This window comes from SAR324 cluster bacterium (assembly GCA_029245725.1).
In the GTDB taxonomy this organism is placed as follows: domain Bacteria; phylum SAR324; class SAR324; order SAR324; family NAC60-12; genus JCVI-SCAAA005.
Window position 1 is genome coordinate 1 of the sequence record JAQWOT010000284.1, and the last position, 7,636, is coordinate 7,636.

Sequence of the window (7,636 nt, forward strand, 5' to 3'; positions counted from 1 at the left end):
ACGGAGAGTGTAGCGTCTGGTAGTCATTGTTCTCCTTAGGGGAAAAGGAAAAAAAGGGCTTTTCCCCTAAGGAGAACAATGTGCCTCAAACGATCAAATGTCTATTTGATGATAGGCCCTAGTCGAACAAAGATCAGCTTACACTTTTGTAAGTAATGAACGCCTTCACTCCCTCCTGAGTCACAAAATGCTTTACCGACTACAATTGTCTGCCCTGTCACTTCTGTTACTGATGTCCTTGAGTGCTTGTATTGATTCTCATGGACTAGCCAAGAATCGGCCCGTCCATTACACAGAAGATGGTTTTCAAAATAATTATCTTCCACCTGAGAGAATGACCAATAGTTTTTCCAAGTTATGGCGCTGGCATCAAAGTCGGATCGAACAAGAACCCGTTCAATTTGAATTGATTAAGCCAGACATTGATTTTCTCAGAGAAAACCGAACGGTCCCAACAATGACATGGATAGGACACTCGACATTCCTCTGGCAATATCAAGGGATCAACTTGATTACGGACCCCCATTTGACTCAACGAGCATCGCCAGTAAATTTTTTGGGACCACAGAGACTTGTGGAACCAGGATTAGCTCTAACGGATCTTCCTGTCATTGATATCGTAATTATCTCACACAACCACTATGACCATTTAGACCGGAAAACTGTATCGGCTTTGGTAGAACAACAGCCGGCAAATCCACCTCTCTTTTTGGTGCCACTAGGTTTGAAAGATTGGTTTGCTGATATTGGTATCAACGAAAAAGTGATCGAACTTGATTGGTGGCAAAGCCATAGAGTTGGTGACTGGCAGTTGAACGCCGTACCTGTGCAGCACTGGAGTCGCAGAGGATTATTCGATACCAACAAGACACTTTGGGCCGGATGGGTAGTAGAGGCGCCTGAACAGAAGATGTTTTTCGTGGGTGACACGGGTTATTCTCAAGATTTTAAAGATATTGGTGAACGCTTTGGAAGCATGGATATCTCCTTAATTCCGATTGGGGCATATGCTCCGAGATGGTTTATGCAAGACATGCATGTCAATCCAGATGAAGCTGTTCAAATTCATCAGGACGTTCAAAGCAGATTTTCTGTTGGCATGCATTGGGGAATTTTCTTGAATCTTACCGACGAACCGTTACTGGAACCATCACAACGGCTGAAGGAAGTCTTGACTGAGAGGAAGTTGAGTCCAGATAGCTTTATCACACTGAAACACGGCCAAACCTTGAGACTCTGAACGATCGAAATCATGGGTAATCCGGAGGTTCTGCATCATGAGATTGGTGTCCTGGGAGCTGTTTTTCTTGGTCTAGGGTCAATTCTTGGGACAGGGGTTTTTGTCAGTATTGGATTAGTAATTGGCCAAGTTGGAGAATGGATTGAGCAGTGCTCAATTAGCAGCTGCATACCCTTTCAGTGGAGGGACCTATGAATATTCTTACAGAACTCTGCACCCGTTATTTGGTATATGTGCGGGATGGTTATTTCTAATCGCAAAAAGTGCCTCCGCTGCTACTGCTGCATTGGGGGTTTTGAGCTTTTCAGCTGCTGCACTCAATCTGGAGCTTACTGAATTTGCTTTGCGACTCGGAAATGCTGCTCTTTCTTTGTTGATCACCTGCTTAGTATTACTTGGCCTCAGAAGATCGAATCAGTTCAATATCGCTATCGTTCTGATAACAATATTATCATTGGTTTCTTTTGTTCTATTTGGTTCTTTTGTGGAGACGACTACTGATTCTAACTTGAGAGACAATCAATTATCTCCAGAAGGGCTGCTGAAAGCCACAGCATTATTGTTCGTTGCATATACAGGCTACGGTAGAATAGCTACTTTGGGGGAAGAAGTAAGAGAGCCTCGAAGAACAATTCCATTGGCCATTTGTGCAACTTTGGTAGTTTCCTGGCTACTTTGCACCTCTGTGGGTTGGGTCCTGACAAAGTATCAGCAATTGGCAGACTTAGGACTCGGAGTTGGTTTAAATCAACCCCTTCGCTTAGAAGTAATGGTTCAGACGTTTGAGCAGACTTGGTTAGAGAAACTTGTTCAGGTGGGTGCCATCACTGCGATGCTTGGCGTTTTACTGAATCTAGTTCTTGGACTTTCAAGAGTCTACCTGGCTCTTGGGTGAAGAAATGATCTGCCAAAAGCTGTTGCTAAATTAGATACTCAAAGTAACCCTAGACTAGCTGTTCTCTTCACAAGTGTTGTTGTGGCTGCGCTATGTTTGATGGGTGATGTTCGCATGACATGGCCGTTAAGTGCAGTGACTGTCCTCCCCTACTACAGAATCACAAATCTAGCAGCACTTCGGCTCAACGAGCAGGATCAAATCTTTCCAAAGTGGGTATCACTCATTGGTCTCTTTTCATGCGGATTTCTAAGTATTTTTGTAGAACAAGAGAGTTGGATTACAGTTGGAGTTCTTGTTGTTCCAGCTGTTTTATTCTCAGTTGTTATTTACTCCCGAAGTCATCAATCCAATTAAAATTGAATGTTTCGCAATGAGTAAGATTCCAGCGCGATTTATCACTCTGGAGGGAATCGACGGTTGTGGGAAAAGTACCCAGGCCAGATTGCTTAGTGACTTTTTGCGTGCAAGGGGTATCAACACAGAACTGACCCGAGAACCGGGAGGAACAAGAATTGGAAAAGCAATTCGGCAGGTGTTACAGAATCCTGAAAATCAAGAGATGATTCCTGAAACCGAGCTCCTATTGTACTTGGCAGACCGACTTCAGCATCTTCAGGAAAAGGTGGTTCCTGCACTTGCTGAAGGAACGTGGGTGATAAGTGATCGTTTCCATGATTCTACCGTCGCTTATCAGGGTGGTGGGCGTAATTTAGATTTGGCCTTTCTTAACTCCATAGTCCGGGAGAAGATTCAACCTTTTCAACCTGACAAAACGTTCGTTTTATTGTTATCTCCAGAAATGGCTCTTGAACGCTTGCGGCAACGAGAGGCTAATGGGGGTGTGGGCCTCTCAAGGCTAGATTTGGAATCAGTAAAGTTTTTCCAAAGAGTAGATCTTTCTTTCAGAGAATTGTTGAGGTGTGAACCAAAACGGTGTGTGCCCATCGATGCCTCCCAATCAATAGAAAAAATTCAACATCAAATTCAACTTCCTGCAGATTGGCTTCTTTGAAGAAATGATTCAGAAACGCATACTCAAATTTGATGATTTCTTGATAGGTGGGACCTTCGAACAGTTAAATATAGATGATCCGGAAGAAGCCCAAATCTGGGCTGATCACGATTTGGCAATTCTTGTCGAAAACCGATGTGGAATTATTGAAGATCCCAATGGGTGGAGTGATCAGCAGAGACGATATTGGCGCAACCGATGTTTGCTACAGACAGAATCCTTCTTAGGACCTGAGGCTTGGGGAAGGTACCAACACTTTTGGATCAAAGCATCTGATGATCGAGCGGGGATAATAGCTCTAGGCCATCCAACCATTGGTAAGAATCGACTTTTTGTGGGAAGCTTATACCTATTGCCGGCATTTCGAGGTCTTGGCCTTGGAAAGAAAGTTCTAGCTTTGGTAGAAGAAACCGTGTTCGAAAATCATTTACAGGGTATTGAGCTAGAAACCGATTGGTGTTGGCGAAATGCTGTTCAATTTTACCTAGAAAATAATTTTTGGTTGAATAAGTGGCAGGGGAACCTAACCCTCATCAAGGATCAAGGGCTGCCAAACTATCGGTTCTCAATGAAAAATAACTGGGCATTTTTTGAATTGGGTTCACCATTCAATACCGTTGTTTTTCAGGCTGAACGCAGAAAATCTTATACAGATTACACTGAAAGACCTCCATGCAAAACTGACTGGAACTCCCTACGGCAGATTTCACTCAACACCTTTGGGCTCTTCTTGGTCATGTCTGGTTGGCCTTTGAAACGGAGCTTTCTGAGTAGGTTTGTTCCGAAAAGCTCAAATAAGAGATTGGCACCAGACGACCTAATGAATTACATTGAAGATCGAAATAAGCGCCAACCCTGTATCTATTGAGAAATCATAAACTCAATTCGGCAGTCAGAGCATCTGCAACCAGCAATCCTTTTTTTGTAAGCATGATTCGATCGCCAATCCAATTTAACAATCCCTCTTTTTGCCAAGCTCTCAATACATCAAAATGATTGTCCATCCAATTTTTGGGAGCAAAATTCCCTACCCATTTCTTTAACGATAGTCCATTTGTCTGTCTCAGCTGGAGCATCAGGAATTCGTTCGCTTTTTCAGTGTCAGTAAGAGTTTCTGAGAAAGCTGTGGGCAAGCAATTTTCTTTCAACAATTGTAAATATCGGTGAAGAGACCTTAGATTCCCCCACCTGCTTTTTCCATCATAAGAGTGAGCACCAACTCCCACTCCTAGATATCCTGAATCATTCCAAACCATTTCGTTCATTCGGCCCTGATAGTTTGGTTTGGCAAAATTGGAAACCTCGTAATGCTCCCACCCATTATTTTCCAGATAATCCGTACCCCACAAATACATATCAGTCGTAATTTCTTGAGCGTCCATCCAAGACTTTCGAATTTTCTCGCTTTTGCTATAAGGGGTTTGTTCGGCCAGTTCAAGTGCATAGAATGACAAGTGTGTGGGGCCCCATTCGAGTGCTTTTTTTACATCAAATTGAAATTGTTCCAGGGTTTGATTAGGGAGGCCAAACATCAAATCAATATTGAAGTTTTTCCAACCAACATCTCTGAGCGCATTCAAGTTCTGACGAAGGTGTTCTACGGTGTGATTACGCCCCAAGCTTTTGAGAAATTCTTGTTGAAAGCTTTGCACACCTATGCTCAAACGATTTACACCTGAATTAAGCAGTGTCCCCAAATAATCGGATTTAACATCCTCTGGGTTGCATTCGAGTGATATCTGACAGTCTCTTGAGAGTGTCCAGGACTGGCGGATGCCTTGCATCAGGAAAATAATTTCAGTTGATGAAAGAACAGATGGAGTGCCCCCACCAATATATAGTGATTCCAGGTCGTTAATTGTGATATCTTGGACTCGACGTCTAGTTTCAAGTAGAACGGCTGTCAAGTATTCCCTATGAACACTTGGTCGATTTTTCCGAACTGTGAAGGAACAGAAGGGGCAAATCCGATGGCAAAATGGGATGTGAACGTATAGAGCACTAATTGCAGGATTTGACATGACAATGCAGGACGACATTCAGCAATTTGGTAAAGAACTTATTCAATGGCAGGGGCCTCGAGTTTTAGGTTTTGAGCAAACTCTTGATCTATTGCATTCTGAGCACCGACAGATCCGCATGTGGGCTGTTTATCAACTGATTGAGTGTTGGCAGGAGCGTGCGTCCGAGTTTGTCCATTTGTTATTGGAATCAGATATTGCGGAGAGTCGGGAAGCAGCAATTTGTCTTGTCGGACAATATCAACTTAAGCAGTTTGCTTTTCCAATTTTTGGCTTATTTAATCGTTCTAAGGGTTCGCTGAAACATTCCAGTGCTGTTGCCCTTATAGAATTAAAATATACAGCATTCAAACCCGCCCTGTCGCAATGGTTCCGTCATTTATGGGAATCTGAGGAACTTCAGTTGGCCGATCTTCAGTGCGCTATCAAGTGCCTTGTGCAAAGCCTAAATTCCGAAATTTGGGATGAGCTAGAGGCTGCACTTTGGGAACAGCGTGAAAATCACATGAAGGCGCTATGCTTGTTTGGTTATCTTTGCCAAAGCGTTCAAAGTTCTGACCAGATTGAACGCTTGATGCGTCATTATCGATTTTTCCGAGTGCATTTCACTGATCCTCAATTCTTTCAGCATTTGGCCAGCATTTTTGATTGTGCTGAACTGATCCAATGGTTCCAAGCTCAATTGCAATTCGGTAAGTCTCTCCAAGAACTCTACCCGGGGTGCCTCTATGGTTTGTCGATGCAAATAGACGTTGAATTATCTGAGTTACTGGCTCGCTTGGATCTGCTTCGACGTCAGCAAGAGATTACCCCGCTATTACAAGCATTGGAAGATCTAATGTGCATTTCATTGGATCATCCTGAATTGACCTCCGAATGGCCTTGTCTTCAGGAATTCAAGGAACTCGTCGCGACTGACTGGGATTCGACAATCCTGAAGATTCAGGACCAAGAATTCTTGCTTCTTCTCAGCTTGCCTGTTTCTGCTTGGCTTAGTTTATGTGAAACAGAATTTTTGGAGAAATCAAGAGATCACATGGCATCCAGCTTACGCCTATATCAGTCTCCTTTACTTCGCGAAACCTGGATGAGGATGTTTCTCAGAGATTTGTTATTGCAACCAAATGAACTTCGACAGTTTGCTGCAGATGCCTCGATGAGTCCCGTTCCTGGAGATCCACGACAAGCCCTGTTACGGTTGGTTGGCTCTGGTGCAATCGAGCGCTTCTATCCATTTCCACTGGTTCTTCCGAGGCCTTGGCAGTATCGGCTTACAGAATTGATGGAACAACTGACAGCAATTTATGAAAAATGGTTTCCTGACTTGGTTCAATCTCGCCAGCATGAGCACTTGGATTATGCACTGGAACTCTTTATTCGCTACCCAACATCACATCTCATAGATCAGGTAGTAGAGCATTTCCCACTTTTAATCCATCATCACTTTGATCAATTGCTCAATTTGATTGAAAAGGTCCCTGATGAACGATTTTTGGAAAAGTTGCTAAGTTACTATCGAAGGGGAGAAAATTCCGTCCGACAGTTGCTGTGTTTACTGTGCCTTCTGCATGGCAAAGAGAACCTGATGCCTTCTGATGAAGAAGTTGTATTCCGCCAAGAAGTTGTTCCGCATGTTCGGATTTTCTGCCAGAAGTGCCAATCTGCATATCATTACCCCATTCAAAAACTATATATTGATGCTGAATTGGTAGAGCAGAGACACCTTTTGCAAGATCAGGATCTTTGGATGCCCGAAAAATTGAACTGCAAAAATTGTAATGGGAAACTCAAGTTCAGAACGGATGCTCGCTTTCGAGCTACTTTGTTTTCGGAAGTGCTAACAGCAAGGATGCTAAAGTTGACAGATGAAGAAGCTGAACGAATGCAGGCTTTCCAGCTGTTGGACTTTCCACGCCTCAACAACAGGAAGTGCAATCCTCAAACGTTTCTAAATCATTTGGACCGATTGTTAGAGCAATCTCAGATCACCTCAGTTGAAAAAGCACGATTACTTCTAGAAGCAGGTAAGTTGTATCTGAGTCTCGAATGGTTACTGAAAGCAAAAGAGGCCTTACGAAGAAGCTTGGACTTGCAGGGAGACCAGCCGAGGACCTTGTATCACCTAGGGGAACTTGCCTACAGAGAGCACAATCTTTTCGATGCTCGTTTATATTTTTCTCAACTCTTGCAGGTGTGTACTCCGGAGGATTTCTTGCTTGAAGATGACAATCTTTATCAACTCGCTTCTCACTATCTGGAAATTCTAGATCGACGTGAATATAAGCGTGGGAGTTTCAAACTTGTCGTTAATTTGCAGGAAACTTGACAAGGCGAGTCGCTTTACGTAATTCAAATCGCTTGCATTTTAATTTACTACCACCTTACTAGTAACTGATTTGAACTTTTTAAAACTGCCTTAACAGCCCAACTAAAATTAGAAACAAAATGCGAGAACTCCTCTTCAC

Annotated in this window: 5 protein-coding genes and 1 pseudogene; 5 read left to right on the plus strand and 1 reads right to left on the minus strand. The window is 43.2% G+C overall.

The features are described from left to right. Nucleotides 1-187 precede the first annotated feature (187 nt). From P8O70_15415 to P8O70_15430, 4 genes and pseudogenes are all read left to right on the plus strand, one after another. Nucleotides 188-1,240 carry an MBL fold metallo-hydrolase gene (locus P8O70_15415; protein ID MDG2198234.1) on the plus strand — a complete coding sequence of 351 codons (1,053 nt, stop codon included), beginning with the start codon at nt 188-190 and terminating at the stop codon, nt 1,238-1,240. Between the two features lie 12 nt (nt 1,241-1,252). Then, nucleotides 1,253-2,492: pseudogene (locus P8O70_15420) on the plus strand (APC family permease). 16 nt (nt 2,493-2,508) lie between these two features. Next, nucleotides 2,509-3,150: a dTMP kinase gene (gene tmk, locus P8O70_15425; GenBank protein MDG2198235.1), complete on the plus strand. Its 642-nt coding sequence runs from the start codon at nt 2,509-2,511 to the stop codon at nt 3,148-3,150. A 4-nt stretch (nt 3,151-3,154) separates the two neighbouring features. Beyond that, nucleotides 3,155-4,018, plus strand: coding sequence for a GNAT family N-acetyltransferase (locus P8O70_15430; GenBank protein ID MDG2198236.1), 864 nt, complete (start codon nt 3,155-3,157; stop codon nt 4,016-4,018). A 4-nt stretch (nt 4,019-4,022) separates the two neighbouring features. Here P8O70_15430 and hemW read toward each other — a convergent pair whose 3' ends face one another. Continuing rightward, nucleotides 4,023-5,171, minus strand: a complete 1,149-nt coding sequence (gene hemW, locus P8O70_15435; GenBank protein MDG2198237.1) for a radical SAM family heme chaperone HemW — start codon at nt 5,169-5,171, stop codon at nt 4,023-4,025. On the opposite strand from hemW, the gene P8O70_15440 reads away from it, so the two are divergent. Next, entirely contained in the window at nt 5,170-7,497 is a 2,328-nt protein-coding gene (locus P8O70_15440) for a hypothetical protein (protein MDG2198238.1), read from the plus strand. The two genes, hemW and P8O70_15440, sit on opposite strands and share 2 nt — an antisense overlap. The last annotated feature ends 139 nt before the right edge of the window (nt 7,498-7,636 follow it).

Coding starts and splice junctions, on each gene's coding strand:
- P8O70_15415 (MDG2198234.1), top strand. CDS start 188: ATGCTTTACCGACTACAATTGTCTGCCCTGTCACTTCTGTTACTGATG.
- tmk (MDG2198235.1), top strand. CDS start 2,509: ATGAGTAAGATTCCAGCGCGATTTATCACTCTGGAGGGAATCGACGGT.
- P8O70_15430 (MDG2198236.1), top strand. CDS start 3,155: ATGATTCAGAAACGCATACTCAAATTTGATGATTTCTTGATAGGTGGG.
- P8O70_15440 (MDG2198238.1), top strand. CDS start 5,170: ATGACAATGCAGGACGACATTCAGCAATTTGGTAAAGAACTTATTCAA.
- hemW (MDG2198237.1), bottom strand. CDS start 5,171: ATGTCAAATCCTGCAATTAGTGCTCTATACGTTCACATCCCATTTTGC.